The organism is Nitratireductor alexandrii, from assembly GCF_004000215.1.
Taxonomy (GTDB): Bacteria; Pseudomonadota; Alphaproteobacteria; order Rhizobiales; family Rhizobiaceae; genus Mangrovimarina; species Mangrovimarina alexandrii.
Genome location: NZ_RBVY01000008.1, coordinates 233,648 through 260,423, shown reverse-complemented (window position 1 = coordinate 260,423; position 26,776 = coordinate 233,648). Strand labels below are relative to the sequence as shown.

30 protein-coding genes are annotated in these 26,776 nt (G+C 67.2%); 17 read left to right on the top strand and 13 right to left on the bottom strand.

Annotated features, from left to right (window positions below; genetic code table 11):
• Positions 1 to 239: 239 nt before the first annotated feature.
• Positions 240 to 986, bottom strand: a complete 747-nt coding sequence (gene nth / locus EP380_RS18390; protein WP_106572963.1) for an endonuclease III — start codon at positions 984 to 986, stop codon at positions 240 to 242.
• A gap of 21 nt (positions 987 to 1,007) precedes the next feature.
• Here nth and EP380_RS18385 point away from each other — a divergent pair, with 21 nt between their 5' ends.
• From EP380_RS18385 to EP380_RS18370, 4 genes are all read left to right on the top strand, one after another.
• Positions 1,008 to 1,493: a DUF2244 domain-containing protein gene (locus EP380_RS18385; RefSeq protein ID WP_106572962.1), complete on the top strand. Its 486-nt coding sequence runs from the start codon at positions 1,008 to 1,010 to the stop codon at positions 1,491 to 1,493.
• 80 nt (positions 1,494 to 1,573) lie between these two features.
• Positions 1,574 to 2,452 (top strand): methylated-DNA--[protein]-cysteine S-methyltransferase, encoded by an 879-nt coding sequence (locus EP380_RS18380; RefSeq protein ID WP_106572961.1) that lies wholly within the window; start codon positions 1,574 to 1,576, stop codon positions 2,450 to 2,452.
• Positions 2,453 to 2,592: 140 nt separating this feature from the next.
• Complete coding sequence (locus tag EP380_RS18375; protein ID WP_127599862.1) at positions 2,593 to 3,486, top strand: ribokinase; 894 nt, start codon at positions 2,593 to 2,595, stop codon at positions 3,484 to 3,486.
• 80 nt (positions 3,487 to 3,566) lie between these two features.
• Complete coding sequence (locus EP380_RS18370; protein ID WP_127599860.1) at positions 3,567 to 3,854, top strand: hypothetical protein; 288 nt, start codon at positions 3,567 to 3,569, stop codon at positions 3,852 to 3,854.
• Positions 3,855 to 3,937: 83 nt separating this feature from the next.
• On the opposite strand, the gene EP380_RS18365 is transcribed toward EP380_RS18370, so the two are convergent.
• Positions 3,938 to 4,879, bottom strand: coding sequence for a nucleoside hydrolase (locus EP380_RS18365; RefSeq protein ID WP_127599858.1), 942 nt, complete (start codon positions 4,877 to 4,879; stop codon positions 3,938 to 3,940).
• Between the two features lie 114 nt (positions 4,880 to 4,993).
• On the opposite strand from EP380_RS18365, the gene EP380_RS18360 reads away from it, so the two are divergent.
• Complete coding sequence (locus EP380_RS18360) at positions 4,994 to 5,419, top strand: Hsp20 family protein (protein ID WP_106573040.1); 426 nt, start codon at positions 4,994 to 4,996, stop codon at positions 5,417 to 5,419.
• Between the two features lie 64 nt (positions 5,420 to 5,483).
• Positions 5,484 to 5,750, top strand: coding sequence for a BQ00720 family protein (locus EP380_RS18355; protein WP_238719921.1), 267 nt, complete (start codon positions 5,484 to 5,486; stop codon positions 5,748 to 5,750).
• A gap of 229 nt (positions 5,751 to 5,979) precedes the next feature.
• Here EP380_RS18355 and ptsN read toward each other — a convergent pair whose 3' ends face one another.
• The 6 genes from ptsN to lptC all read right to left on the bottom strand — a co-directional run bounded on the left by ptsN (position 5,980) and on the right by lptC (position 11,122).
• On the bottom strand, positions 5,980 to 6,444 hold the full coding sequence (gene ptsN, locus EP380_RS18350; RefSeq protein ID WP_106573038.1) for a PTS IIA-like nitrogen regulatory protein PtsN: 465 nt from the start codon (positions 6,442 to 6,444) through the stop codon (positions 5,980 to 5,982).
• A gap of 120 nt (positions 6,445 to 6,564) precedes the next feature.
• On the bottom strand, positions 6,565 to 7,149 hold the full coding sequence (hpf, locus tag EP380_RS18345; protein ID WP_106572957.1) for a ribosome hibernation-promoting factor, HPF/YfiA family: 585 nt from the start codon (positions 7,147 to 7,149) through the stop codon (positions 6,565 to 6,567).
• A 241-nt stretch (positions 7,150 to 7,390) separates the two neighbouring features.
• Entirely contained in the window at positions 7,391 to 8,929 is a 1,539-nt protein-coding gene (rpoN, locus tag EP380_RS18340; RefSeq protein WP_127599856.1) for an RNA polymerase factor sigma-54, read from the bottom strand.
• Positions 8,930 to 9,061: 132 nt separating this feature from the next.
• On the bottom strand, positions 9,062 to 9,859 hold the full coding sequence (gene lptB / locus EP380_RS18335) for an LPS export ABC transporter ATP-binding protein (protein ID WP_338036309.1): 798 nt from the start codon (positions 9,857 to 9,859) through the stop codon (positions 9,062 to 9,064).
• A 14-nt stretch (positions 9,860 to 9,873) separates the two neighbouring features.
• On the bottom strand, positions 9,874 to 10,437 hold the full coding sequence (locus EP380_RS18330; protein ID WP_106572954.1) for an LptA/OstA family protein: 564 nt from the start codon (positions 10,435 to 10,437) through the stop codon (positions 9,874 to 9,876).
• Between the two features lies 1 nt (position 10,438).
• Positions 10,439 to 11,122: an LPS export ABC transporter periplasmic protein LptC gene (lptC, locus tag EP380_RS18325; RefSeq protein ID WP_158264424.1), complete on the bottom strand. Its 684-nt coding sequence runs from the start codon at positions 11,120 to 11,122 to the stop codon at positions 10,439 to 10,441.
• Between the two features lie 309 nt (positions 11,123 to 11,431).
• Between lptC and sppA the strand changes: the two genes are divergently transcribed.
• The 11 genes from sppA (at position 11,432) to EP380_RS18270 (ending at position 22,167) form a co-directional block, all read left to right on the top strand.
• Positions 11,432 to 12,412: a signal peptide peptidase SppA gene (gene sppA, locus EP380_RS18320; protein WP_127599852.1), complete on the top strand. Its 981-nt coding sequence runs from the start codon at positions 11,432 to 11,434 to the stop codon at positions 12,410 to 12,412.
• Positions 12,413 to 12,458: 46 nt separating this feature from the next.
• Entirely contained in the window at positions 12,459 to 12,740 is a 282-nt protein-coding gene (locus tag EP380_RS18315) for an integration host factor subunit beta (protein WP_106572951.1), read from the top strand.
• A gap of 130 nt (positions 12,741 to 12,870) precedes the next feature.
• Complete coding sequence (locus EP380_RS18310) at positions 12,871 to 13,212, top strand: lipopolysaccharide assembly protein LapA domain-containing protein (protein WP_127599929.1); 342 nt, start codon at positions 12,871 to 12,873, stop codon at positions 13,210 to 13,212.
• An 80-nt stretch (positions 13,213 to 13,292) separates the two neighbouring features.
• On the top strand, positions 13,293 to 14,258 hold the full coding sequence (lhpI, locus tag EP380_RS18305; RefSeq protein WP_106572950.1) for a bifunctional Delta(1)-pyrroline-2-carboxylate/Delta(1)-piperideine-2-carboxylate reductase: 966 nt from the start codon (positions 13,293 to 13,295) through the stop codon (positions 14,256 to 14,258).
• Positions 14,259 to 14,343: 85 nt separating this feature from the next.
• Positions 14,344 to 15,405 (top strand): RsmD family RNA methyltransferase, encoded by a 1,062-nt coding sequence (locus EP380_RS18300; protein WP_106572949.1) that lies wholly within the window; start codon positions 14,344 to 14,346, stop codon positions 15,403 to 15,405.
• Positions 15,402 to 16,259, top strand: a complete 858-nt coding sequence (locus EP380_RS18295) for a TrmH family RNA methyltransferase (protein WP_127599850.1) — start codon at positions 15,402 to 15,404, stop codon at positions 16,257 to 16,259. Before EP380_RS18300 ends, EP380_RS18295 begins: the two co-directional genes overlap by 4 nt.
• Positions 16,256 to 16,735 carry a signal peptidase II gene (gene lspA / locus EP380_RS18290; RefSeq protein ID WP_127599849.1) on the top strand — a complete coding sequence of 160 codons (480 nt, stop codon included), beginning with the start codon at positions 16,256 to 16,258 and terminating at the stop codon, positions 16,733 to 16,735. Before EP380_RS18295 ends, lspA begins: the two co-directional genes overlap by 4 nt.
• Positions 16,736 to 16,795: 60 nt before the next feature.
• Positions 16,796 to 17,791, top strand: coding sequence for an acrylyl-CoA reductase (NADPH) (gene acuI, locus EP380_RS18285; RefSeq protein ID WP_127599847.1), 996 nt, complete (start codon positions 16,796 to 16,798; stop codon positions 17,789 to 17,791).
• 196 nt (positions 17,792 to 17,987) lie between these two features.
• Positions 17,988 to 20,276, top strand: coding sequence for a response regulator (locus tag EP380_RS18280; RefSeq protein WP_127599846.1), 2,289 nt, complete (start codon positions 17,988 to 17,990; stop codon positions 20,274 to 20,276).
• A gap of 116 nt (positions 20,277 to 20,392) precedes the next feature.
• Entirely contained in the window at positions 20,393 to 21,229 is an 837-nt protein-coding gene (olsB, locus tag EP380_RS18275; protein ID WP_238719919.1) for a l-ornithine N(alpha)-acyltransferase, read from the top strand.
• Positions 21,230 to 21,393: 164 nt separating this feature from the next.
• Entirely contained in the window at positions 21,394 to 22,167 is a 774-nt protein-coding gene (locus tag EP380_RS18270) for an MBL fold metallo-hydrolase (protein ID WP_127599844.1), read from the top strand.
• 10 nt (positions 22,168 to 22,177) lie between these two features.
• Here the strand turns inward: EP380_RS18270 and EP380_RS18265 are convergent, their stop codons facing one another.
• The 5 genes from EP380_RS18265 to EP380_RS18245 all read right to left on the bottom strand — a co-directional run bounded on the left by EP380_RS18265 (position 22,178) and on the right by EP380_RS18245 (position 26,682).
• The gene (locus EP380_RS18265) at positions 22,178 to 23,263 is read right to left on the bottom strand and encodes an endonuclease/exonuclease/phosphatase family protein (RefSeq protein WP_127599842.1); all 1,086 of its coding nucleotides are present in this window, start codon (positions 23,261 to 23,263) and stop codon (positions 22,178 to 22,180) included.
• Between the two features lie 200 nt (positions 23,264 to 23,463).
• Positions 23,464 to 23,922: a cupin domain-containing protein gene (locus EP380_RS18260; RefSeq protein WP_238719918.1), complete on the bottom strand. Its 459-nt coding sequence runs from the start codon at positions 23,920 to 23,922 to the stop codon at positions 23,464 to 23,466.
• Positions 23,923 to 23,963: 41 nt separating this feature from the next.
• Positions 23,964 to 24,749, bottom strand: coding sequence for an alpha/beta fold hydrolase (locus EP380_RS18255; RefSeq protein ID WP_127599840.1), 786 nt, complete (start codon positions 24,747 to 24,749; stop codon positions 23,964 to 23,966).
• Between the two features lie 20 nt (positions 24,750 to 24,769).
• The gene (locus EP380_RS18250) at positions 24,770 to 25,336 is read right to left on the bottom strand and encodes an NAD(P)H-dependent oxidoreductase (RefSeq protein ID WP_127599838.1); all 567 of its coding nucleotides are present in this window, start codon (positions 25,334 to 25,336) and stop codon (positions 24,770 to 24,772) included.
• Positions 25,337 to 25,392: 56 nt separating this feature from the next.
• Entirely contained in the window at positions 25,393 to 26,682 is a 1,290-nt protein-coding gene (locus EP380_RS18245; protein WP_238719917.1) for an acyl-CoA dehydrogenase family protein, read from the bottom strand.
• Positions 26,683 to 26,776 lie beyond the last annotated feature (94 nt).

The window sequence follows — 26,776 nt, the reverse complement described above, 5'->3', positions numbered from 1 at the left end:
CGACAGCGTCGCTGGTTGCAAACAGCCTTGCGGCCGGTTTGGCCCGCGTCCTGAACTGGTCCGACACGGAACGGTTTCCCTTCCCGGGGGCGAAACGAAAGCCTTCGCCTCTCATCGGGCTGGCGTGGCACGGTCGAGGACCGTCTGCGCATACGCCGGGCAATCGGGATGTGGGCACGATGTAGTCCATCCGGCCGCGAAGTGCAAGGAAGGCCGTTCCCAAGCCGTTTGAGGCCCGTTCAGCCGGTTTCGGCTTCCACGAGCGGAGCGGGGATCGCGCTGGTCTTTTCGGCGGCCTTGCACAAATCGGCGATCACGCAGCGCTCGCATTCGGGTTTGCGCGCCTTGCACACGTAGCGCCCGTGCAGGATCAGCCAATGGTGGGCGTGGCGCAGATAGTCTTCGGGAATGATGTCCAAAAACCGCTTCTCGACCTCGTCCGGCGTCTTGCCGGGCGCCAGCCCCAGCCGGTTGCCGATCCGCAATATATGGGTGTCGACGGCGAATGTCGGCTGCCCGAACGCCATGTTCAGTACCACGTTGGCGGTCTTGCGGCCGACGCCCGGCAGTTTCGTCAACTGGTCGCGGTCGGCGGGCACCTGGCCGTCATGGTCGCGAATCAGCGCTTGCGACAGCGCGATCACGTTCTTGGCCTTGTTGCGCCACAGCCCGATCGTGCGGATATGGTCGCCGACCCTGTCCTCGCCGAGCGCCAGCATCTTTTGCGGCGTGTCGGCGACGGCGAACAGCCCGCGCGTCGCCTTGTTGACGCCGATATCGGTCGCCTGGGCCGACAGCACCACCGCGACCAGCAGCGTGAAGGCGTTGACGTGATCGAGCTCGCCCTTCGGCTCGGGGCGCTGCACCGCGAAACGGCGGAAAATCTCGCGCACCTCGTCCGGCGCATAGAGCGAGCGGCGCCTTTTGCGCGGCATCTTGGCACCGGCCGGCGCGCGTGCGGCCTTTTTGTCCTTTGGCTTCAGCATGAAGGCTCTATAATCCCTCTCATGAGCGAAACCTATGCCGCGGACGAACCTTTCTTCAAGGCGCTGCTGACGCCGCACCGCTCGCTCGGCCGGACCGGCTTCCTGCTGCTGATGGGGGCGCTGGTGGCGGGATGGGGGGCTGTCGGCCTGTTTTTCCTCGCCGCCGGGGCTTGGCCGGTCGTCGGCTTTTTCGGGCTCGATATTCTGGCGCTCTACATCGCCTTTCGCCTCAACTATCGCGCCGCCCGCGCCCGCGAGGAAGTGTCGGTGTCGCGCACGCGCGTCGCGATCCGCAAGACCGCGCCGTCCGGGCGCACGGAGGAACATCGGTTCAACCCGTTCTGGGCCCGGTTTTCGGTTGCCCGCCACGACGAGATCGGCATAACCGGGATGGCGGTCGAGGGGCAGGGACGGCGGGTGTCGCTCGGCGGCTTTCTCAACCCGGACGACCGCGAAAGTTTCGCGACCGAATTCGGCCGCGCCCTGGCGAACGCCAAGATGCGCTGACGGCGGCGCCGCGACTTGTCAGGAATCGGGTGGAGATCGTGATGCGGCAGAACGATAGTGGCGCTCAAGGAGACCTGACCATGAACGCTCACACCGCGATCCTCGAACGCGACATCACCCCCGAAGGCGGCGACTACGAGATCGTGCGCCGCGTTATCGAAAAGATCAGCCTCGACTATCGCGACCAGCCGTCCCTCGACGCGCTGGCCGCCGAGGTCGGCGAGACGCCGACCGGGCTGCAGAAACTGTTCACCCGCTGGGCCGGGCTCTCGCCGAAGGCGTTTTTGCAGGCGGTCACACTCGACCATGCGCGCCGGCTTCTGGACGAGGGCGCGCCGCTTCTGGAAACCGCGCTCGAGCTCGGCATGTCGGGCCCCGGGCGGCTGCACGACCTGTTCGTCACCCACGAGGCGATGTCGCCGGGCAACTACAAGACGCGCGGCGCCGGCCTGACGATCCGCTACGGCTTCCACGTCTCGCCGTTCGGCATCGCGCTGGTCATGGCGACCGAGCGCGGCCTGGCCGGCCTTGCCTTTTGCGACGCCGGCGGCGAGCGCGCCGCCCTCGACGACATGGCGGGCCGCTGGCCGAACGCCACCTATGTCGAGGACATGGCCGCGACCGCGCCCTATGCCGGGCGCATCTTCGATCCGCAGCGCTGGCGGCAGGAAGAGCCGTTGCGGGTCGTGCTGATCGGCACCGATTTCCAGGTCCGGGTCTGGGAGGCGTTGCTGCGCATTCCGATGGGCCGGGCGAAACCCTATTCGGCGATCGCCACCGAAATCGGCGCGCCCAAGGCAAGCCGTGCCGTCGGCGCGGCCGTCGGCGCCAATCCGCTCTCCTTCGTCGTGCCCTGCCATCGCGCGCTCGGCAAGTCGGGGGCGCTGACCGGCTATCATTGGGGCCTGACGCGCAAGCGCGCCATCCTCGGCTGGGAGGCCGGCCAGACCGCCGCATAGGCTTGGCCGCGCGGTGCCGACAGCGCCGCGCGCATCGCAGGTCAGCTCTCGTTAAGCTACACGCCACGTAGGGCGATCGTGCCGATTCCTTTTTAGCGATTGATGCGCTAGCGTCGCCGCCGGTTTGCGGGAGACGTCTGTTGGTCATCGTCATCGGTTCCATCAATCTCGACCTGATCGCCTCGGTCGGGCGCCTGCCCGGTCCGGGCGAGACGGTCGCCGGGGACGGGTTCGCCACCGCGCCCGGCGGCAAGGGCGCCAATCAGGCGCTGGCGGCCGCGCGCGCCGGCGCGGCGGTGCGCATGGTCGGCGCGGTCGGCAAGGATGGCTTCGCCGCCGAAGCGCTGGCCCTTCTGGAGCGGGGCGGCGTCGACCTGACGGGTGTCGGCGAAACCCACGCCTCGACCGGCACCGCCCTCATCCTGGTCGGCGGCGACGGGGAAAACATGATCGCGGTCGTGGCCGGCGCCAACGCGGCGGTGCTGCCGGGCGACGTCTCCAAGGCCGCGCCCGGCGCGGGCGACGTGGTGCTGATGCAGCAGGAGATCCCGCTCGAGACGATCCGCGCCGGGCTCGAGGCCGCCCGCGCGGCCGGCGCGGTCTCCGTGCTCAACACCGCGCCCTACAGCGACGAGGCCGCCGATCTGTTGGCGCTGGCCGATTATGTCGTGGCCAACGAAACCGAGTTCGACCTGTGCGCGCGCGCCCTCGGCCTAAAGGGGCAAGACCGGGAGGCGCGCATGCGCGATTTCGCCGCCGGGACGGGGCGCACCGTCATCGTCACGCTCGGCGGCGAGGGCGTGCTTGCCGCCGCGCCGGACGGCTTTTTCCGCGTTGCCGCGCTTGCGGTCACGCCGGTCGATACGGTCGGCGCCGGCGACACGTTTTGCGGTTATCTGGGCGCGGCGCTGGAACGCGGCGAGCCGCTCGAGGCCGCCTTGCGCCGCGCCGCGGTCGCCGGCTCTCTCGCCTGCCTGAAGCCGGGCGCGCAGCCCGCGATCCCGCTCGCCGGGGATGTCGAGGCGCGACTATGACTGCCGGCCGGGACGATGCGCGCGGGTTTCGGGAGCCGATGCCGGACCGGCGCGGCGGGCGGTGGCGCCCCCGCCTGAGGATGCTCTTGCCGCTGGTGCTGATCGGCGTACTTCTGGCCGGCCCCATCATCATCTGGCTGATGCAGGACAACAAGCCGATCTTCGAACAGATGGAAATGCTGGGCAGCGTGGTCGCCGTCGAGCCGGCCAAGGACGGCGCCGCCGGTGGCGCGCGCATCACCATTCGCATCGACAACAGCACCCAAACCGTCGTGGTCAGCGGATCGCCCGACATCGAGCCGGGAACGAAGGTGACGATCCTGCGCACGGTCAAGCCCGACGGCACGTCGCATTACGCGCTGAACTGACGTCGGGGCGTGGCGCGCCCCACGCCAGTCGCTTGGCGCCGCCGCCGCGCGGTTCCAGCCGAGTCTAGCGACAGCGAACGGTGCTAAAGCCGCCCCAGCCTGTCGGTCAGCAGCTCGAAAAACCCGTCGGCGTCGATGTCGCGCATCACCGTGGCGTTCTTCGGCCGATCGGTGACGCCCCACCAGTCGACGACGGTCATGCCCATCGTCAATTCCGAGGCGGTCTCGACCGTGACATTGCATGCCCGCCCGCCGAACAGGTCCGGCCTGAGAAGATAGGCGATCACGCAGGGGTCGTGCAGCGGCCCGCCATCGGTGCCGTATTTTTCCTCGTCGAACCGCTCGAAAAATTCCAGCAGCGCCGCGGCCGCGGCACCGACCGGCGTGGCCAGGTCGCGAAAGCGCGCCACGCGTTTGGCGGTCGTCAGCGCCTTGTGGGTGACGTCGAGCGGCATCATCACCACCGGAATGCCCGCGCCAAGCACGATGTCGGCGGCGTGCGGGTCGACATAGATGTTGAATTCGGCGGCCGGCGTGACGTTGCCGCCCTCGAAGAACCCGCCGCCCATCAGCACGATCTCGCGGATCCGCGGGGCGATCCGCGGTTCGCGGATCAGCGCCAGCGCGATATTGGTCAGCGGCCCGAGCGGGCACAACGTCACCTGGCCGGCCTCCTCGGCCATCAGCGTGTCGACGATGAAGTCGACGGCGTAGCGATCCTGCAGCGCCATGGTCGGTTCGGGCAGGTCGGGCCCGTCGAGCCCGGTACGGCCGTGCACGTGTTCGGCCGTGACCAGCCCGCGCACCAGCGGCCGGATCGCGCCGGCGAACACCTTCGTGTCGGGCCTGCCGGCCAGCTCGCAGATCTTGCGCGTGTTCTTTTCCGTCAGCGCCAGCGGCACGTTGCCGGCGACCGCCGTGATGCCCAGCACGTCGAGTTCGGGGCTGGCGAGCGCCAGAAGGATGGCGATCGCGTCGTCCTGGCCCGGATCGGTATCGATAATGATCTTGCGTCCGCCGGCCATGCCCATCCTCCAAAACCCACTTGAACTCGTTGTGGCAGCGGACCATATCAGGTGCATGCGGGAAAACGCCATCTGGGTTTTCCCCTATCCACGTCGCTCTTTGAGGACATGATGATGACGCGAATGACGCCTTTTTCGAGCCCGCTGCTTCTGGGGTTCGAGGCGATGGAAAAGACCCTGGAACGGGCGGCCAAGGCCGCCGACGGGTATCCGCCCTACAATATCGAGCGCATACGCGGCCACGATGGCGGCGGCGATTGCCTCCGGATCACGCTCGCTGTGGCCGGGTTCTGCGAGAACGATCTCGAGGTCGCGACCGAGAACAACCAGTTGGTCATCCGTGGCAAGCAGGTAGACGAGGTCGAACGGGATTTTCTGCATCGCGGCATCGCGGCGCGTCAGTTCCAGCGCGCCTTCGTGCTGGCCGACGGCATGCGGGTGATCGGCGCGGAACTGAAGAACGGTCTGCTGTCGGTCGATCTCGACCGGCCCGAGCCCGAGCATCATGTACAAAAAATAAACATCTCGGTGAAAGACTGATCCTTGCACCGATAGCTCTGAAGAGGGCCGACCCGGGTGGGTGGTCCGACGGATGGAGGCTGCCATGACGCATAACGAGAATCACGACGTCAAATCGACCATGAGCCAGACGCAATTCGCGCATCTGGGCGAGGGCGCTGTCGCGTATCTGCGCAAAGTGTCCAGCGACGAGCTTCGCGGGCGTTATCCGGGCCTGCCGGACATGGCCCCTGGGCTCGAATTGTGGGCGCTGTTTGCCGCCAACGGCCAGCCGATCATGCTGACCGACGAGCGCGAGAGCGCGCTCGGCGCGGCGATCCAGAACGACCTGACGCCGCTCAGCATCCATTGATCGGGGTTCTTGGCCACGCATCGGGCGGCGTCGCCGCGCCGCCCTTCGGCCGATGATCGCGAAGGAACCCGCGCCCGGTTCCAAAAACCACGCCGATCGCGCCTGAACGCAAGGTCGACCGACTTGTCAAAAGCGCTTCCGGGCGAAGCGGATACCGGTCCGCGGCCCGAAAACGCGTGAAAGCAACGAGGCGGGGCCGGGCCGCGCCTGCGCGGAAAGCGGAACGGCCCTAGGCGGCGTGCGAGGCCGGTTTGGAGGCCAGGAAAGTATGGATCGCCGTGGCGTCCTTGGTGCCGCGGATCTTGGCCACGGTGTCGCTGTCGCGCAGCACGCGGGCGATTCGCGACAAGGCCTTGAGATGGTCGGCCCCGGCGCCCTCCGGCGCGATCAGCAGAAACACCAGATCGACCGGCTGGTCGTCCAGCGCCTCGAAATCGACCGGTGTTTCGAGCCGGGCAAAGACGCCGGTGATCGCGTCGACGCCGGGCAGCTTGCCGTGCGGGATCGCGATCCCGTTGCCGACGCCGGTCGAGCCCAGCCGTTCACGCTGCAAGATCGTGTCGAAAATCTCGCGCTCCGAAAGACCGGTAATGGCGCTGGCCTTTTCGGCCAGAAGCTGCAGCACCTGCTTTTTGGAGTTCGCCTTCAAGGCCGGCAGTACCGCCGGAACCTCGATCAGATCGCTGAGATCCATTTTCGCGCGTTCCTTTCTCTGCATACCGCGCCGAGGCTCCCTGACATGGGAGCGCCGCGGCTGTCAGATCGTGGATCCAGGGTCACGGCCCGTTTGAATCATGTCAACGGGGTCGTGGCCCTAGGCACTGTTGCCGGAAACCGATGACGGGTCGATCCAGCCAATATTGCCGTCCTCTCGCCGGTAGACGATGTTGACGGCGTCGGTCCCGGCATTACGAAAAACGTAGACGGGACTGTCCTTGGTATCGAGTTCGATGACGGCGGAAGCCACCGACATCGTTTTGAGCGCCATCGACGATTCGGCGACGACGGCGGGCGCGAAGTCCTCGGGAACTTCCTCGTCCTCATCGGCGACCGGCGCCATGATCGTGTAGGAAATGTCGGTCCAGGCCGCTTCTTCGGGCGCTCCCTGGTGCGATTTCAGGCGCCGCTTGTAGCGGCGCAGCCGCTTTTCCACCCGGTCGGCCGCGGCGTCGAAGGCTGCCTGCGGATCCTGCGCCCTGCCTTCGGCCTGCAGCGTCATGCCGGTGTCGAGGTGCAGCATGCAGTCCGCGGCGAAGCGCGAGCCGGTCTTTTCGACCGTCACCCGACCCGAGAACCCCCCGTCGAAATATTTGTCGACCGCTTCGGCTATCCGACCGTCGATGCGGGCGCGGAACGCATCGCCGATTTCCATTTGCTTGCCAGAAATGCGCAGGCTCATTTGAAAGCCGACCTTTCCTTGCCACACACGACGCTATCGCCCGAGTTTATACCCGTGGCCGCCGCTTACAAGGCTCAGCGGCGACACCAATGCTGGCTTCAGTGAAAAATTCCGGAATACCGTTCCGCCATCGTCCTGCTGCGGCCGCCTCATGGCGTGCCGCCCATCGGGTGGCGGGCTTCTAGTCACTCCATTGGGCTTTGTCAACGCGGGCCCCGCGCCCGGCCGCGCGGCGCCGCCGTCACGGACCGGCCACCGCCAGCGCCCGCTTTTCGCGGCGCCTCTGAACGGAAGAGGGAATGCTCATGCTTTCCCGATACTTGGCGACCGTACGCCGGGCGATGTCGACCCCGGTTTTCCTCAGGATATCCACAATCGCGTCGTCGGACAGGACCTTGGCGGGGTTTTCCCGCGCGATCATCTCGCGGATATGATGTCGGACGGCCTCGGCCGAATGGGCCTCGCCGCCTTCGGCCGAGGCGATGGCGGCGGTGAAGAAGAACCGCAGTTCGAACATGCCGCGCGGGGTCAGCATGTATTTGTTGGTGGTCACCCGGCTGACGGTCGATTCGTGCATGCCGATCGCGTCGGCCACCGTGCGCAGGTTGAGCGGGCGCATATGGCCGATTCCGTAGGCCAGAAACGTGTCCTGCTGTTTCACGATCTCGGACGCGACCTTCAGGATCGTTCTGGCGCGCTGGTCCAGGCTGCGCGTCAGCCAGTTGGCGTCCTGCAGGCATTGCGAGACGAAGTCGCGGTCTTCCCTGGAGCTCGCCTGGCGCGAGACGCGGGCGAAATAGGTCTGGTCGACCAGGACCCGCGGCAGGGCGTCGGGGTTGAGCTCCACCGTCCAGCCGCCATCCGGCGCGGCCGAGACCACGACATCGGGCAGCACCGTCTCGATGCCGCTGTGCAGGAAGGCCGATCCCGGCTTGGGATCGAGGGCGCGGATTTCGGCCAGCATGTCGATCAGGTCGCTTTCATCGACCCCGCACAATTTCCGCAGCGCGGCGAAATCGCGTCGTGCCAGCAGATCGAGATGGCCCAGAAGCGTGCGCATGGCCGGATCCAGCCTGTGCCGCCGTGCAAGCTGCAGGGCCAGGCATTCCGCGAGGTCGCGGGCGAAAAGCCCGGCCGGATCGCAGTTCTGGCACACGCGCAGAACCGCCTCCACCGTGTCGGTTTCCACGTTGAGCCGGCCGGCGACTTCCGCCACGTCGACCCGCAAATAGCCGCATTCGTCGAGTCCTTCGGCGAGATCGGCCGCGATCAGCCGTTCGGTCAAGTCGGAAAAGGCAAGCGCCAATTGCTCGCGCACATGGTCGCGCAGGCTCGGCGCGGCGGCCGTCACGTCCTCGAAGTCGAACCCATCCGCGCTGCTTGCACCGAGCCCCGGCCCCGCGCCGGCGCCCGATTTCCAACTGGCAGACAAGGCCGGACCGAGCCGGTCGCCGCCGCCGGGATCGTCGGGAAAGACGTTTTCGAGCGTGGTGTCGAACTGGCCGGCCAGCGTTTCGGCATCGTTGCTGAGGCTGGTTTCGAACCAGTCGCCCTGCGGGGCAGCGTCGCTCGCGTCGGCCTCCGGAAGGCCCGCCTCGGCGCCGGCCCCGGCCGTGTCGGCGTCCTGGCGCTCGAGCAGCGGATTGCGCTCGATCTCCTCGTCGATGAAGCGGTCCAGCTCGTGATGGGTCAACTGCAGCAGCCGGATCGACTGCATCAGTTGCGGCGTCATCACCAGCGACTGCGACTGGCGCAGCTGGAGCTTTGCTGTCAGCGCCATCAAGAATCCCGCGTTTCCGCCCGATCCGCCGGGCGGCATCCGAAAAAACCTGAGGCCATTAGAAACTGGCCCGGCTTTTGCTTGTCAAGCGCCGGTCGCCGCAACCGCGGCGCGCGGCCGACAGCGGGCAAGCTACAGGGAAAAGCCTTCGCCGAGGTAAAGACGGCGCACGTCGGGGTTGTTGACGATGTCGGCGGCACGACCGTGGGTAAGCACCTGGCCGGCATGCAGAATATAGGCGCGGTCGATCAGCCCCAGCGTCTCGCGGACATTGTGGTCGGTAATCAGCACGCCGATGCCGCGCGCCGTCAGGTGGCGCACCAATTGCTGGATGTCGGACACCGCAATCGGGTCGACGCCGGCAAACGGCTCGTCGAGCAGCATGAAATTGGGGTTGGAGGCGAGCGCGCGCGCGATCTCCAGCCGGCGGCGTTCGCCGCCCGACAGCGACAGCGCCGGCGCCTTGCGCAGGTGGGGAATGTGAAATTCCTCGAGAAGCTCGTCGAGTTTTTCGTCGCGTCGCTTGCGGTCCTTTTCGACCACTTCCAGCACCGCGCGAATATTGCCCTCCACCGTCAGGCCGCGGAAGATCGAAGCCTCCTGGGGCAGATAGCCGATGCCGAGCCGCGCGCGCCGATACATCGGCATGGTCGTGACGTCGAAACCGTCGATCTCGATCATGCCCTCGTCGACCGGCACCAGCCCGGTCACCATGTAGAAGCAGGTGGTCTTGCCGGCGCCGTTCGGCCCCAGCAGGCCGACGGCCTCGCCGGCGCGCAGCCCGATCGACACGCCGCTGACCACGGTGCGTCCGCGATAGCTCTTGGACAGCCCGCGCGCGATCAAGGTGCCCTTGTATTTTTCGCGGTCAGGACGAACGCCGGTCGTCTCGCCGCCGGTCTTGTTGCCGCCAAGAAATCTCGAAAACACGGTCAAGACACGGCCTATTGGCTCTGGGACTTGGGCTGAAGCAGCATTTTCACGCGCCCGGTCGCGCCCTCCGACTGGCCGCAGCCGTCAAGCAGCGCGTGGCCACTCGCCATCTGGACCGTGAGCTTGCAGCCGACGAGCACGTTGCCGTCGTCGGACAGCACCACCTCCTTGCCCGTCATGACCAGAATCTCGGTTTTCATGTCGAAGGACGCCTTGTCGGCCGTCGCGACCTGCGTTTCGGTTTTGACATAGACGTTCTCGTCGACTTCCAGCCTCTCGATGCGGCTGGCATCCGGCCCGGCCGTCGCGGCCGGTTCGGCGGCTCCGTCGGTCGCGTAGTAGACCGTCATGCGGCCCGATTTGAGCAGGGTCGGCCCCTGGACCACGTTCACATTGCCGGTAAAGATCGCGATCCCTTCGGCGTCACGCACCTCCAGCCGGTCGCTTTCGATCTGAATCGGTTCGTCGCCCGACAGTTTCAGTCCGGTCATGCGGGGTTCTGACTGGGCCATCGCCGCTCCCGCCAGAAGCACGCTCAGGCCGAAACCGGACAGGGCAGTTGCGATTCTTTTCATTTCAGTCCCCGGCCTTGGCTTCTTCGCGCGGGGCTTGGTCCGCCCGCTTCTGCGGCTCGATCATGACCCGGACCCGCTTCTCGAAAACGAACACCTTGCCCTTGTCCAGCACTTTGAACGTGTCGGCCGTCACCCTCGAACCATCCTGCAGGATGTCGACCGGCTCGGCCGTGCTGAGCTCGCCCGCATCGATATTGATGAATGCCGACTTCAAATTGGCGATCATGCCGTCGGTGGTCTTGAAAGTGACGGGGCTGGTAATGTCAAGCGTGTTGCCGGTGTCGTCATAGGTACCGGTCCGCGCCACGACACGGGCCCAATTGTTCTCGTCGACGGGAAATTTCGCGTCGATTTCCTCAAGCTCGATCGCACCGGTCTGCGACAGGTCCTGGATCGCGCGCAGCGCCGTCAGCGTGTAGGGCAGGTTTTCCTGGGTGTAGCCGCTCACCTTCGGGTTCGCCATCACCAGCTTGCCGTCGCGCACCGCCGCGCCTTCGACGCCGATCGACACCGAACTCGGCGACAACAGGTAGGAATAGCCGAAAAAGCCGATGGCGAGCGCCGCGCCGACCAGCGGCAGGGCGAGCTTGACCACGCGCACCCTTTTCGAATAGCGCCTGGCCTTGAGAAATGCGGCTTCCTCGCGTCCGGTTGCCTCGGGTGCCGAGCCGTGAGCGCTATGCAAAGGCTCGCTCCTTTTTGGGGGCTTTCGAAAACATGCGTCTGTCGGTTTCGCGTTGGAGTGGACCATCCATGAAATGCCGGCTTTCGCGCATCGATCAAACCGACCCTTTTCAGGATAACGTCTTCTTTTCTCGATTTTCAGCCCAATATGGTTATTTTTGGGTGACATGCGAGGATTTTGCCTGAGTTGCGGGTCTTACGAGCCGCGGGCTGAAGCCGCGCAGCGCTGAAATGTCCGCTCCGGGCGTTTCATTGCATGGCCGATCCGGTCTAAGAGACCGGCACCAAAGACGATTCTTGCGAGGCACCTATGGCATTGCGCGCCGACGACCTCATAGACCGCCGCCGGCTGCGGCGAAAACTCACCTTCTGGCGCGTGGCCGCGCTGCTGGTGGCCGCGGTGGCCATCGCCGCCTACGGGTTTAGCCTGTTCGGCGACAGCCTGCCCGGCAGCGGCGCCGACCAGATCGCCAAGGTCCGCATCGAAGGCACGATCACCGAGGACGAGGAGCTTCTCGACCGCTTGGAGCGGATCGCCGAGACGGACAGGGTCAAGGGCGTGATCCTGGCGGTGGATTCGCCCGGCGGCACCACCGCCGGCGGCGAGGCGATCTTCGAGGCCGTGCGCCGCCTGGCCGAGAAAAAGCCGGTCGTGGCCCAGGTCGGCACCCTCGCCGCCTCTGCGGGCTACATGATCGCCAGCGCGAGCGACCATATCGTGGCCCGCAAATCCTCGATCGTCGGCTCGATCGGCGTCCTGGTGCAGTTTCCCGACGTCACCGGGCTGATGGACAAGGTCGGCATCAAGCTGGAGGAGATCAAATCCTCCCCGCTCAAGGCCGAACCCTCGCCGTTCAACCCGACCACGGACGAGGAGCGGGCGATGATCCGCGCGATGATCCTCGATTCCTACGACTGGTTCGTCGGGCTGGTCACCGAACGGCGGCCGCTGTCGCGCGCCGAGACCGAGCGTCTCGCCGACGGCTCCGTGTTCACCGGGCGCCAGGCGCTCGACCGCAAGCTGGTCGACGCCCTCGGCGGCGAGGAGATGGCGCTTGCCTGGCTGAAGTCGAAGGGCGTCGACACCGAACTCGACGTGATCGAGTGGAAGCCGAAACGCACCACCTCGCCCTATCTGTTGGTCGATGCGCTCTTGGGAGACGCGGGCGCGGGCCTGGGGCTTGAAAAAGGCGGAGCCGCCCTGTTGCGTGCCCTTGGCGCCGAACGGCTCTTGCTTGACGGTCTGGTATCGCTCTGGCAACCTGCCGAGGGCGTGGCAGGGGAACAATAAAGCTCGGACAATCAAGGATTTCGGGCAAAACAGGATCGGCGCAAACATGATCAAATCCGAACTCGTACAGACGATTGCAAATCGCAATCCGCATCTGTTTCTGCGCGATGTCGAAAACATCGTGAACGCCATTTTCGAGGAAATCAGCGAGGCCCTGGCCGAAGGCAACAGGGTCGAATTGCGCGGCTTCGGCGCCTTTTCGGTCAAGAACAGGCCGGCGCGTATCGGGCGCAACCCGCGCACCGGCGACGCCGTCGAGGTCGAGGAGAAATGGATCCCGTTTTTCAAGACCGGCAAGGAATTGCGCGAGCGCCTGAACGCAAAATGAGACGGCCGTGCTTGCGCGGCGCTCCGGCGCGGGGTACGCGAGCGGTGTGCAGCGTGACCCGTAAGCCGGGAGGCCGGGTTTCGGAAAGAGTGGCGGCCATGGGGTCCGTGGACGGATAATCGGAGTGAAGATGCTGAACCGCGTCGTGCTCATTGTTGTGGTGGTACCGGTGGCCGTGGCGCTGATCGCGCTCGCCGTGGCCAATCGCGCGCCGGTCGCCTTCACGCTCGATCCTTTCAATCCCGGCAATCCGGCGCTGACGACGGCCCTGCCGCTGTTCGTGCTGCTGTTTGTGGCGCTGGTCTGCGGCATGATCATCGGCAGCCTGGCGACCTGGCTGCGCCAGGGGCGCTATCGGCGCGAGGCGCGCGCCAAGGGCAAGGAAGTGCAAAACCTGCTGCGCCAGACCAGCCAGGCCGCGCCGGCACCCGCCAGGGAAGCAGGCGCCGGCGTGCCGGCCGCGCGCACCTGACGCCGGATGCGGCGTCGCGGCGGGTTCTCCCGTCGGGATTTCGGGTTTTCACGGATCGCTGTGAGGAGGAGCGCGGCGTGATGCGCATGATCGATCGCGACCAGGTTGACCGTTCGCTGACCTTTGCCGGGCTGGTGGAGGCCTTGCGGACGCGTTTTCGCGACGGCGCGGTGCAGCCGGTGCGTCACCACCACACGGTCGAGCGGCCGGACGGCGCCGCCTCCACCCTGCTGCTGATGCCGGCCTGGGGCGATTTCGAAAAGGCGGGCACCTCCGACGGCGGATATATCGGGGTCAAGATCGTCACCGTCACCCCGGACAACAACGCGGTCGGCCTGCCGGCGGTGAACGGGCTCTACCTGCTGCTCGACGGCAAGACCGGCGAGCCGCGCGCGCTGATCGACGGCCAGCGCCTCACGCAATGGCGCACCGCTTGCGCCTCGGCCCTGGCGGCAAGCTATCTCGCGCGCGCCGATGCCGCGCGCCTGCTCGTGCTGGGCGCCGGCGCGCTGTGCCCGTTTCTTGTCCAGGCACATGCCGCCGTGCGTCCGATCACCGAAATCAGGATCTGGAACCGCACGGCCGAAAACGCCGAAAAGGCGGCGGCGGGACTGCGCGATCTCGGCTTTGCCGCAACGGTCGCCGGCGATCTCGACACCGCGCTCGGCTGGGCCGACATCGTTTCGGCGGCGACGATCTCGACCGAACCGCTGATACAAGGCGCCGCGTTGCGGCCCGGCGTCCATGTCGATCTCGTCGGCGGCTTCACGCCGACCATGCGTGAGGCCGACGACGAGGCGGTTCGCCGCGCGCGGGTCTATGTCGACACCCGCGCCGGCGCCACCAAGGAGGCCGGCGACATCGTCCAGCCGCTGCAGTCGGGCGTCTTGACGCCGGACCACATCCTTGCCGATCTCTACGAACTGGCGCGCGGCGAGCGGGCCGGCAGGCGCGGCGGCGACGAGATCACGCTGTTCAAGTCGGTCGGCGCCGCTCTGGAGGACCTGGCCGCGGGCGTCGCCGTCTACGAGGCGACGGCGCGCTAGACGTGCGGGGCCGTTAGAGACGCCGCGTTGCGCGCCGGTCGACGCTGTGCCAAAAGCCGGCGATGTTCAAAGGAACCGACAGGCCGTGAAACCGTCCCGCGACAAGCGCCGCGCCGCGCGGCCGTCCGCTGCCGGCAATCGGCCGCCGCGACGCCCGGCAGCGCCGCAGAAGGCCGCGTCCGGCCGGGACCGGAACCGCCCGGACGCCATCGGGCCGGGCTCGGCGCCGACGGCGCGTCCCGACGGTCCCCTGCCGGCGCAGACGGTGCCGCTGATCCTCGAGGTCGGCCCGAACGAAGACTATGCGCTGCTCGACAGCGGCGACGGCGAAAAGCTCGAGCAATACGGCCCCTATCGCATCCGCAGGCCGGAGGGGCAGGCGATCTGGGCGCGCGCCCTGCCGGCAGCCGAGTGGGAGGCGGCCGACGCCGTCTTCACCGGCGACACCGACGAGGAGGGCATGGGACGCTGGCGCTTTCCCGCCGCCGCGCTCGGCGAAACCTGGCCGATGCGCCATGACGGCATCGACTATCTCGGCCGCTTCACCTCCTTCCGCCATGTCGGCGTCTTTCCCGAACAGGCGTCGCACTGGGCCGACATGGAAACCCGCATCAAGGCGGCCAACCGTCCGGTCAGGGTGCTCAACCTGTTCGGTTATACTGGACTTGCCTCGCTGGTGGCCGCGCGCGCCGGCGCCGAGGTCACCCATGTCGACGCGTCCAAGAAAGCCATCACCTGGGCGCGCGAGAATCAGGAAGTCGCCCGCCTCGCCGACCGGCCGATCCGCTGGATCTGCGAGGACGCGGCCAAGTTCGTCGAGCGCGAGGTCCGGCGCGGCAAGCGCTACGACATCATCCTGCTCGACCCGCCCGCCTATGGGCGCGGCCCGAAGGGCGAGGTCTGGCAGCTTTTCGAACATCTGCCGTCGATGGTCGCCAATTGCCGCGCCATCCTGTCCGACAAGCCGATCGCGCTCGTGCTCACCGCCTATTCGATCCGCGCCTCGTTCTTCGCCATCCACGCATTGATGCGCGACGCCTGCGCCGGGCTCGGCGGCAGGGTCGAATCGGGCGAACTCGTGATCCGCGAAAAGGCGGCCGGGCGCGCGCTGTCGACCTCGCTTTTCTCCCGCTGGGTGCGCGCATGACGCCGCCCTTGCAAACCGGCCGCCGCGTCGGCCAGGTCAAGGAAGTGACCAGCCTCGCCAATCCGGCGGTCAAGGACATCCGCGCCCTGTCGATGAAGAAGCATCGCGACCAGCAGGGCGCGTTCCTGGCCGAAGGGTTGAAGCTGGTCATCGACGCCCTCGATCTCGGCTGGCGGCTCGACACGCTTCTGTTTTCCAAATCCGCGTTGGGCAACGCCCTGGTCGAAAAGACCGCCGCGCGCGTCGTGGCCGCCGGCGGCCTCGTCTTGGAAGTCAACGACAAGGTGATGGCGGCGATCTCGCGGCGCGACAATCCGCAGGCCGTGGCCGGCGTGTTCGCGCAGCGTTGGATGCCGCTCGCCGACATCGCGCCCGCCGGCGACGATGTCTGGGTCGCGCTCGACCGGGTTCGCGATCCGGGCAATCTCGGCACCATCATCCGCACCGTCGACGCGGTCGGCGCCCGCGGCGTCATCCTGGTCGGCGAGTGCACAGATCCCTTCGCCACGGAAACGGTGCGCGCGACCATGGGGTCGATCTTCGCCGTGCCGGTGGCGCGGGCCTCGGCCGATGCGTTCCTGGCCTGGCGGGCCGGGTTTGCGGGGCTCGTGGCCGGCACTCATCTCGAGGGCGCGGTCGACTATCGCAGCCTCGACTATGCCGGCCGGCCGGTCGTGCTTGTGATGGGCAACGAGCAGCAGGGCCTGCCCGACAGCCTGGCGTCGGCCTGCGACCGGTTGCTGCGCATTCCTCAGGCCGGCCGCGCCGATTCGCTCAATCTCGCCGTCGCCACCGGCGTCATGCTTTACGAAATCAGGCGCTCGGCCCTTGCTTTGGACGGACCATCGGCATGATGCGATTGGGTTATCTGGCGATCGTGGTGGGCGGGGTCGTGCTCGATCAATGGATCAAGCGCCTGGTGGAAAGCGGCATGGCGCTCTACGAGCGGATCGAGTTGCTGCCTTTTCTGGCGCTTTTTCACACGCGCAATTTCGGCATCGCCTTTTCGTTGTTTGCGGATCTCGGCGACACCGCCCTGGTGGTCGTGACCTCGGCGGTGATCCTGTTCGTGCTGTGGCTTGCCGCGCGCAGCGACGCCGATCAGCTCGCCGCCCGGTTCGGTTTCGCCCTGATCGTCGCCGGCGCGCTCGGCAATCTGATCGATCGCGTCTGGCTCGGTTACGTGGTCGACTACGTACTGTTTCACACGCCGGTCTGGTCGTTCGCCGTGTTCAACCTCGCCGACGTGATGATCACGCTCGGCGCCGGGCTCGTCATCCTGCAGGAAATCCTGCTGTGGCGGCGACAGCGGCGCTCCGGCGGCAGTTGACCTGGCCGTGCCGAGCCAGCACAGTCGGCTCAGTCGTGCAACCAGACCGTGGGGAGCCCTATGTCCGAAACCTTCCGAGCCATCCTCGTCTCGCGCAACGACGACAAAACCCAAACCGTGCGCGTCGAGGAGATGTCCGAGGCGGATCTGATGGAAGGCGACGTGACGGTCGCCGTCGAGGCGACGACGGTGAACTACAAGGACGGTCTCGCCATCACCGGCAAGGCGCCGGTGATCCGCCGCTTTCCGCTGATCCCGGGGATCGACTTCGCCGGCACGGTGCTGTCGTCCGGCCACGCCCGCTGGAAGGAGGGCGACAAGGTCGTCCTCAATGGCTGGGGCGTGGGCGAGACCCATTACGGCGCCTTCGCCGGGCGGGCCCGCGTCAGCGGCGACTGGCTGGTGCCGCTGCCCGAGACGATGTCTCCGCTCGATGCCATGGCGATCGGCACGGCCGGCTATACCGCCATGTTGTGCGTCATGGCGCTGGAGCGTCACGGCATTTCTCCCGATCGCGGCCCGGTCGTCGTCACCGGCGCGGCCGGCGGCGTCGGGTCGGTCGCGGTGTCGATCCTGTCCCGGCTGGGCTATCACGTCGTCGCCTCGACCGGGCGGACCAGCGAGGCGGACTATCTGAAGGGATTGGGCGCGGCCGATATCCTCGATCGCGCCGAGCTCTCCGGCCCGGCCCGGCCGCTCGGCAAGGAACGCTGGGCCGGCGGCGTCGATGCGGTCGGCAGCCACACGCTGGCCAACGTCCTGTCGATGACGTCCTACGGCGGCGCGGTCGCGGCGTGCGGCCTCGCCCAGGGCATGGACCTGCCGTCGAGCGTCGCGCCCTTCATTCTGCGCGGCGTTTCGCTGCTTGGCATCGATTCGGTGATGGCGCCGCTCGCCCTGCGCGAGGAGGCCTGGCACAGGCTGTCGGAGGACCTCGACCGCAACAAGCTCGCGGCGCTGTCGACCACGATCGGCTTCGACGGCATCATCGAGGCGGCGCGGGCGATCGTGGACGGTGGCATTCGCGGCCGGGTCGTGGTCGACATGAGCGCCTAAGGCCGATCCGTTTTTTCACGGATTCGCAGATCGGCTCCACCTTATTGTTTTGACGCGTTTGCGAACGGCGAACCGGCTGCCGGTTCGCCTGCAAACGCCGCAAGCGTTTGGCGGGGCGGGAAAATCCTCTCGTTTCGCTAAAATTTTAGCGGGTAGCCAAAATCTTCCCTAATCAGTGTCGGGCTAGGGTCCGGCGATGGACGCACGGAAGATTTTTTCCCGGAAGGCTACTCCGTCACGGCGCATCGCGGCCGCCGTGCCGCAGCGGCTCGAGCGCGCGTCATCGATGGTTTCCCGCGCACATGACCGCCATGTTCTGGGCAGTCTGGCCATCATCGTCGCGGTGCTGGTGTTGGCCGGGGTGGCCTTCCTGTCCGGCGCGCCGCAATTGCTGAGTGCCGGCCTTGTCGCCACCGGCCTTGCCGGGCTCGCCGTTCTCGGTCGCATGATCGCGCAGGACCGGCGGGTCGAGGCGCTGGCGCGCTCGGATGCCGAACGCACCCGTGCGGAGATCGAGGAACTCGCCGACCGCATGTGGGAGCTGCGCGAAAGCGAGGAGCGCTTCCGCGGGCTGATCGACGCGCTCGGCGATATCGTCGTGCACCGGGACCGGGAGGGCCGGATCGTCTATGCCAACCGCGTCTTCGCCGGGATTTTCGGCCGCGAGCCGCGCGATTTGTGCGGCCGCACGCTGGACGAGCTCGGCGTCGATGTCGGCATGGTGTCCGATGCCGCCTTCGCCGACGGCGAATATCTCAGCTCCGCCGACGTGCCGATCGAGACGCCGGAGGGGCTGCGCTGGTTTTCCTGGATCGAGCTGTCGGTGCGCGACGAGGAAACCGGCACCGTGTCGCATCGCACCATCGCGCGCGACATCACCGCGCGCAAGCGCGCCGAGACCGCGCTGATCGCCGCGCGCGAACGCGCCGAGTTCGCAAGCCAGGCCAAGTCGCGCTTCCTGGCCACGGTCAGCCATGAGATCCGCACGCCGATGAACGGCATCATGGGCATGGCCAAGCTGATCGCCGATACCGACCTGTCGCCGGAGCAGCGCACCTATGTCGGCGCCATCTCGACCTCGGCCAACGCGCTGTTGGCGCTGATCGAGGATCTGCTCGACTTTTCCAAGATCGAGGCCGGCCGGCTCGAACTCGAGCCGCAGCAAATATCGCCGCACGAACTGGTCGAAAACGTCGTGGAGCTGATGGCCGCGCGCGCCTTCGCCAAGACCATCGGGCTGGGGTGCCATATCGCGCAGGGCGTCCCGGCGGCCATCGAGGCCGACCCCGGACGCCTGCGGCAGATTCTGCTCAACCTGATCGGCAATGCCGTCAAGTTCACACAGGAAGGCGGTGTCCTGGTTCGCGTCGACATCAGCGGCGACGGCGAGGCGCCGGCCTTGCGCTTTTCGGTGATCGACAGCGGCCCCGGCCTGACGACGGCCGAGATCGGCCGGATCTTCCGCGAGTTCGAGCAGGTCGACGGCACGCCGACGCGCAAGCATGGCGGCGCCGGGCTCGGCCTGGCGATCTCAAAACGCATCGTCGACGCCATGGGCGGGCGCATCGTGGTCGAAAGCGAGGTCGGCAAGGGCTCGGAATTCTCCTTCGACCTGCCGTTGCCGGCCGACACCGTGTTCGCGCCCGACAACCCGGCCGTCCTGCACGGCAAGTCGATCCTGATCGTGTCGGCGAACGCGGTCGAGGCCGACGCCATGCTGGCGACGGCGAGCGCCCATGGCGGCAGCACCGCGGTGGCGCGCAGCCCGTCCGACGCGGAAAAACTGATTCGCACCCGCAAGCAGCCCTTCGAGATCGTTTTGATCGATGCCGCCTTCGAATCGGGCGACGGCGCGACCCTGGCGCGGCTTCGCGACGTCTCCGACCGCGCGCTCGAAGGGGTGATCCTGATCGCGCCGGGCGACCGGGGGCGCCTGTTCCAATACCGCTCGGTCGGCTATTCGACCTTCCTGGCACGGCCGGTACGCGGGCGCACATTGCTGCGCATCCTCACCCACGGCGCCGGCGACGCGCCGGCTCACGGCACCGTTCATCGCCTCGAGGTCAAGCGCCGCAAGCCGTCTGCCAAGAGCGCCTCGAGCCTGCAGGTTCTGATCGCCGAGGACAACGAGATCAACGCGCTGATGGCCCGTTCGGTGCTCGAAAAGGCCGGCCACGTCGTCCATCACGTCCGTGACGGCAAGGCCGCCGTGGAAGCCGTGCGCAGCGCGCGCGGCCTCCGTCCCTTCGATATCGTGCTGATGGACCTGCACATGCCGGTCATGGACGGGCTCGACGCCATCGCCCTGATTCGCAAGCACGAGGAAGAAAAGGGGCTGACGGCTGTGCCGATCATGGTGCTGTCGGCCGACAGCCAGGAAAAGACCCGTCACGACGTGCTGTCGCACGGCGCCAACGGTTTCGTGACCAAGCCGCTCGACCCGCACGAACTGGTGGAGGCCGTGCGCCATCAGGTTGCCGCCTGAGGCTATGCTTGCGGCGAGTCGGCTGTCATCCTATTGTAGTCATGGCTTCGTATCTGCGCGAGCAGTCTCGCGACGAGGGAGAATCGACCATGCCGATGCGCGCGATCGGGAAGGACATGCCTTCACCAGCCGCCCGCGGCTTGGAGACGGTCGCGGCGCCGGGCGAGGTGCTGGGCCGAATCGGCACGCTCGACGTGCGCCTTGCCCGCGACGAGACCGAAATCGCGGCGGCGCAGGAGGTGCGCTACCGGGTTTTTTATGACGAACTCGGCGCCCGCGGCGACCTGCAGCAGCAGCGCGACGCGGATCATTTCGATTCGATCTGCGATCATCTGCTCGTCTTCGACACCACGCTGCCCGGCCCCGATCCGCGTCGCATCGTCGGCACTTACCGGCTGTTGCGCCAGGAAATCGCGGCCTCTGCCGGCGGGTTCTATTCCACCGACGAATTCGAGCTCGAATCGCTGGTTGCCCGGCATTCCGAGCGCCGTTTCCTCGAACTGGGGCGCTCCTGCGTGCTGCCAGACTATCGCTCCAAGCGCACGGTCGAGCTCCTGTGGCAGGGCATCTGGGCCTATTGCCGGCGCCATCGCATCGACGTGATGACCGGGTGCGCGTCCTTCCCGGGCGTCTTTCCGGCCGCCCATGCGCGGGCTCTTTCGTATCTCGCCCATAATTTCCGTGCCGAAGGCGCCTGGTGCGTGCGCGCCGTGCCGGCGCGCTATCAGACGATGGACCTGATGCCGGCCGAGGCGATCGACACCCGCACCGCGATGGCCGAGCTGCCGCCGCTGATCAAGGGATATTTGCGGGTAGGCGCCCGGTTCGGCGAGGGCTGCGTGGTGGATGCCGATTTCCGTACCACCGACGTGTTCGTGGTCCTGCCCGTCGAGTGGATCGCCGGCCGCTACATCAATTATTACGGCGCCGACGCCCAGCGTTTCGCGGCCTGACCCGTCGCTATCGCGGCGAGGCCGCGACGGCGGCCTACGCAGCGGCCGCATGTCCGGATTGCGCGCATCGCTCACATTATCGTCAATTGCGACCGACGCCGAATGTGGGAGAGTCCCTCTCACTAGCGTGCATGCAAAAGCTTCTCCAGCGAACGGAGGCAGGAATGATCTTCACACGACGCGATACACTCAAGTTCGGCGCGGCCGGCCTCGTCGGGCTCGGCGCGACCACATTGGTGCCGTTCCACGCCCGTGCCCAGGACGGCGGCGACAGCTACGAAACCGACAGCGGAAAAATCACCGTCCACCCGATCGCCCACGCGTCCTTCGTCATGACCGTGCCGGGCCTGGTGATCTACAACGACCCGGTCGGCGGGGCCGAGGCCTATCAGGGCCGGCCGGCGCCCGACCTGATCCTGATCACCCACGAGCACGGCGACCACTACAATGTCGAGACGTTGGCGGCACTGGTCGCAGACGGCACCCGGCTGATCACCAATCCGGCCGTGTTCGACATGTTGCCCGACGATCTCAAGGCCAGGGCCACCGCGATCGGCAACGGCCAGAGCACCGATATCGGCACGCTCACGGTCGACGCCATTCCGGCCTACAACACCACCGAGGAGCGGCTGAAATACCATCCCAAGGGCCGCGACAACGGGTATGTGCTGACCGTCGACGGCCGCCGCATCTATATCGCCGGCGACACCGAGGACATTCCCGAAATGCGGGCGCTGGAAGAAATCCACATCGCCTTCGTGCCGATGAACCTGCCCTTCACGATGGATGTCGATCAGGCGAGCTCGGCCGTTGCCGAATTCGAGCCGGCCTATGTCTATCCGTACCATTACAAGGGCAGCGATCCGCAGGCCTTCGCCGACAAGGTCGCGGATGCGGGTGTTGACACCGAAATCGTGCAGGGACCCTGGTACGGCTGATCCGCCGCCGTCAGGTCTCCCAGTCGCCGCCGATCGGCTTTTCGTCGCGTGCGCGGGCGGCCCCGACGAGGTCGCGGGCGCGTGCGACGTCGTCGCCATCGGCCGGCTCAAGTCGGCTTTCCGTCTCCGGCTGCGAACACAGCACCAGATCGAAGGCGACCGGGAAGTGGTCGGACCCGCACGGCGCCAGCCGTCGCATGCCGGCGAGCCGGAACTGGGCGGAATGGAACAGATGGTCGAGAGGCCAGCGCAGCAGCGGGATGCGGGCGTCGAAGGTGGAGAAGACGGACCGGCCGATGCGCGGGTCGAGCAGGCGGCTGACCCGGCGAAACCGGCGGGTGGTCTTCGACCAGGCGACGTCGTTGAGGTCGCCGGTGACGATCACAGGCAATGTCTCCTCCCGCACCCTGAGCGCGACCAGCGCGGTTTCCCCGTCGCGCCCCGTGGTGCCGCGGTGCGGCACCGGCGGTTCGGGATGGAGGGCATAGAGCCGGAAACGCCGGCCAGCCTTCGTTCGGACCGTCGCCACCACCGAGGGCACGTCCTCGGTCAGCAGGCATTCGACCACAATCTCGGTAAGTTCCAGCCGGCTTGCCACGATCATGCCGTAGCTGTTGTCTTGCGGGCGCGACACGACATGTCGATAGCGGCCGGTAAGCGGCGACAGGGCGGCCGCCCACCCCTCGTCCACTTCCATCAGCACCAGGATGTCGGGATCGGCGCGCTCCAGCTCGGCCAGCATGGCCTGGCGTTGCCGGTTCGACATCTTGACGTTGGCGGCGACGAGACGCAAAGCGTCGCCGTCGTGCCTGTGCGGGTCGAAGCCGGCGGATTGTTTGCGCGCCAGCGGCGTGAACGCCGCGATCAGCGCGGCCTGAACGGCGGCGATCGCCGCCAGCAAGGTCAAAATCCCGAGCCAGATTGCCGTCCGGTCGGCGAAGAACGGCGCGGCCGCGATCAGCGCGAGCGCCAGGGCGAGATATTGCTGGCGCGGAAAGTCGCCGACGCGCACAAGCCCGTGCGCGACCGGCAGGAATGGAAGCACCGTGCCGGCGAAAAGCATCGTCGCAAGCACGCTGTAGATCGCGAGCACCATGGTCGCCTCGTGCCTCCCGCGCCAGAGCCGGCATCTTGCGCGGTCCGCGCGCCGCTGCCAAGCCTGATGGCAACGGTGCCGGCGCCGATCCGTTCCCGCTTTTTTGCCGCGGCCTAAGAACCGGGATCAGTGCCAGGTCGGCGGCGCGGTCTTGAGCCGGCCGCGCGCCGATTTTCCTGGTGGGAGCGCCCGCGGGGACGTTAGCCGGCCGGCGGCGGCAGGAAGTCGACCTCGTGCTCGGCGGCGATGCGCACCACCTCGGCCGGATCGGGAACGTTGTGGATGCGCGCGAACAGCTCCTGCAGGGACCGCCGCGGCGTCACCCAGAACAGGCTGGTGGCGGTCTCGTCGCCCTTGTTGAAAATGCCGTGCGCGATGCCCCTGGGCATGCGCACGAGATCGCCGGGCCGAGCCTGCTCTTCCTTGCCGTCGAGCCAGATCGTATAGACGCCGCCAAGCACGTAGACGAATTCGTCCTGCGTCGGGTGCACGTGCGGCGGCACGAAGGTTCCGGACGGAAACACGGCATGCCAGGCCATCGAATCCGCCGCGGTCTGCTTAAGCGTGTAGGTCTGTCCGAGAATGCTCCACACCAGGCCGTCGGTGGCCTCGTCCTTGGTGGTGATGCCGGCGGGCATGGTGTCGGTGGGAAAGCTCATGTGCTGCTTGCTCCGCTGTGTGTCGTGATTCTGGAAAAGGCTCAGTCGCCCAGGAAATCGGTGACGACCCGCGCCGCTTCGGGGGTTTCCTCGAAAACCAGATGGCCGGTCTCGGCGACCAGGTGCGTTCGAGCGTCGGGCAGCCGGTCGGCCCAGCTTTGCGCCTGCGCCGTCGGGCGCAGCCGGTCCTCGGCGCCCCACAGCAACAGGACCGGCATGGTCAGGCGGTGCAGCCAGCGCGACAGCAACGGATTGCCCTGGATATCGTCGCCGACAATCCGCTGCGCCGCGCCCATCTCGCGTCCCAGCGCCGCCTCGAACACCGGGTCCGGCCCGGCCGGCAGATATGGCAGGATCCGCGCCGGATCATGGGCGAGATAGGCCGGCATCTCCTGCGGATCCAGCGCGAACAGGTTCGGGGCCGGCGCTTGCGGGTCGACCAGTCCCGCCGGCGCCACCAGAACCAGTCTGGAAACGCGCGCGGGCTGGCGCAGGGCGAGCTCGGCCGCGATCCAGCCGCCGAGCGAAAAGCCGACCAGATCGACCGCTCCGAGCCCGAGGCGGTCGAACAGGTCGAGATAGTGCAGCACGTAGTCCTCGATGCCGTCATAGTCGGGACTGTCGCCCGACAGTCCGAAATTCGGATGGAACGGGATGATCACCCGATGCGAGGCGGCCCATTGCCTGGCCATCTCGAAGCCGGTGAAGGTGCCGGTTCCGTGCAGGAAGACCAGCGGCGGACCGTCGCCGATCTCCAGCAATTCGGTCCGGATGCCGTTGATCGTCTGGCTCGTGCGGGCAAAACCCTGCAGATGGGTGTCTTTCATGGCGGCTGGTTTTCCTGTTGTCATGCGGCCGAAGCCCTGCGGTGGTCGAATTGCCTGGCGAACTGCTCGGCGGCGATGCCGATCCGCGTCGTCAGCGGCACCGGCAGCGGGCGGCCGGGCTCGAGTTCTGCCGCGCAGGCATAGACGGCGGTCGGCACGGTACGGGCCTCGAAGAAGCCGAACAGCGGGCGAAGCTGATGCTCCACCATCAGCGAATGGCGCATACCGCCGCCAACCGCCGTCAAGAGCACCGGCCGGTCGCGCAACGCACCGGGCGCGACCATGTCGAAGACGTGTTTGAACAGGCCCGGGAAGGAGCCCTGGAAGACCGGGCAGCCGATGATGATGCCGTCGGCGGCCTGCAACTCGGCCAGGAGCGCGCGGGCGCGCGGCCCCATCGCCTCGGGCCGGGTCGAGCACAGATCGGGCACCGCGTCGACCAGGTCGTGGACGACCGGGTGCAGGCCGTGCGCGCGCCGCAATTCGCCGCCGACGGCCTCGACCAGAGCGCACGCACGGGCCGGACGCCAGGTCGTGCCGCAAAAGCCGACGATTCGCGGGGCGCGCTGGGCGGGCTCGGCATTCATCGGCCTTCTCCCGGCAAACGTCTCTCGGCCATGCGGCGGGCGATCGAGGTCGGGCGTCATCCCTTGATGCCGAAGACGGTCCACTCGGCGTTCTCGCCGGTTAAGCCGAGCAAGGCGCGCCCGCATTCCTCGACGATCTGGTCGGCCATCAGAATATGTTGGGTGCCGGCGTGGATGTCGCGATAGACGCGCTGCATCGGGGTGGCGTGCAGGGAGGCGCCGCGCGCGGCGCGGTGGGCGAAAGTGGCGACGTCGGAGATCACGTCGTGCAGGTGGCGCAGGCACAATTTGGCCATCGTCACCGCTTCCAGCGGCTGGGCTTCGCCTTTCATGGCGCGCGCGTCGATGGCGAGCCACGTCTCGTAGGCCAGCGCGCGTGCGGCGCGGTAGCGCGCCTCTGCCTGCGCGAACTGGAACCGGAAGCTCGGGCTGTCGGCCGATTTGCCGAACGGATCGGTGCGCTCGACGATCACCTTGGCCAGTTCGTCGAGGACGCGTCGGCCGACGCCGAGCGCCCAGCTCGTATGGCCGAAGGCGCTGAGCCCGGCCAGGCCCAGACCGCATTGCGGGCCGCCGCGCAGCGGTACCGTGTCGTCGAAACGGTAGGTCATGGTGGCGGGCACGAACAGTTCCTCCTGTCCGTCCGGCAAGGTGTAGTCGTAGCTGCCGGTGGCGCGCAGGCCGAGCACGTCCCAATTGCCGAGCAGCTTGATCGTGTCGCGGGGATGGTGGGTGATGATGATCTTCGGGCCATCCTCGCCCATCACCATGTTGCCCTCCTGGTCGGTGATGAAGCAGCCCGTGTGGATCCATTCGGCGTGATGGATGCCGCTGCCATAGGCCCAGCGGCCGCGGATCATGTATCCGCCGTCCACCGGCCGCGCGAAACCGCGCGGCACGCCGTTGCCGGCGATCGTGATGTCCGGCCCGTTGGCGAACACGGTGGCGATGCCTTCGTCGGCGATGAAGGCCGCCATCATCATGCCTTCCATGTTGTTGACCATCGTGCACCAGCCGACCGAGGCGTGGGCGTGGGACAGGCGTTCGACGACGCGCATCATCTCGACCAGCGTCGCGTCGCCGCCGCCGACGGCGGCGGGATACATCATCGTGTAGAGGCCGGAGCTGCGCATCGCGGCCACGACGTCGTCGGTCAGGTGTCCCTGCGCCTCGGCCGCGCCGGCGCGTTCCTCCACGAGCGGCAGGATCTCGTCGACGCGTTCGAGGTAGTCGCGTTGCTTGGGGTGGACGTTCATCGATCTGCGCTCCCTGTGGACTGCGTAACGCGGAAACCCGATCGTCGCCGCGCGATTGGCGTCGGGATGGTCCGGCGGATCGCTGTACACGCGGTCGGCTCGGCGCCCGATGTGGCAACCATGCTGGCGGCCTGCTCAAGGCGACAACCCCCGCGCCCGGGGGGGTAGGTGCCGGCGCCGCGAC